General features: G+C 77.8%; 1 protein-coding gene. It reads left to right on the top strand.

Going from position 1 to position 414, the window contains the following annotated elements; translation table 11 throughout:
* Positions 1 to 217 (top strand): ATP-binding protein (locus tag CAY82_RS27660; RefSeq protein WP_256576352.1); only part of this gene is annotated, 217 nt, incomplete at its 5' end.
* Positions 218 to 414 lie beyond the last annotated feature (197 nt).

Below are 414 nucleotides of genomic sequence, written 5' to 3'. Positions count from 1 at the left end.
GTTCCAGCGGTTCACGCGCGGCGACGCGTCGCGCAACCGGGCCGCCGGCTCGACGGGGCTGGGGCTCGCGATCGCCCACGCGGTCGTGACGGCGCACGGCGGGACGCTCACGTGCACGTCGGTGCCGGGCCGCACGACGTTCGCGGCACGGCTGCCCGCCGCGGGACCCACCCGTCCGGGTGACACGGCGGCGGCGACGGGCGCGGTCGGTACCTGACGGGGCGACGACCGTCGCCCCGCGGACGAGGGACGGGGACGACCGTGCTCACCGACGCGCACGCCTTCAGCGGCTTCTCGGTCGACGACCTGGACGCCGCCGAGCGGTTCTACTCCGACGTGCTGGGCCTGCCGGTCGAGCGCACGCCCCAGGGGCTGTGGCTGCGGGTGGGCGTCCACGAGCCCCCGGGCACGCCC

The sequence above is a fragment of the Pseudomonas sp. SID14000 genome (assembly GCF_002165135.1).
In the GTDB taxonomy this organism is placed as follows: domain Bacteria; phylum Pseudomonadota; class Gammaproteobacteria; order Pseudomonadales; family Pseudomonadaceae; genus Aquipseudomonas.
This window is presented reverse-complemented; position numbering and strand designations above follow the sequence as displayed.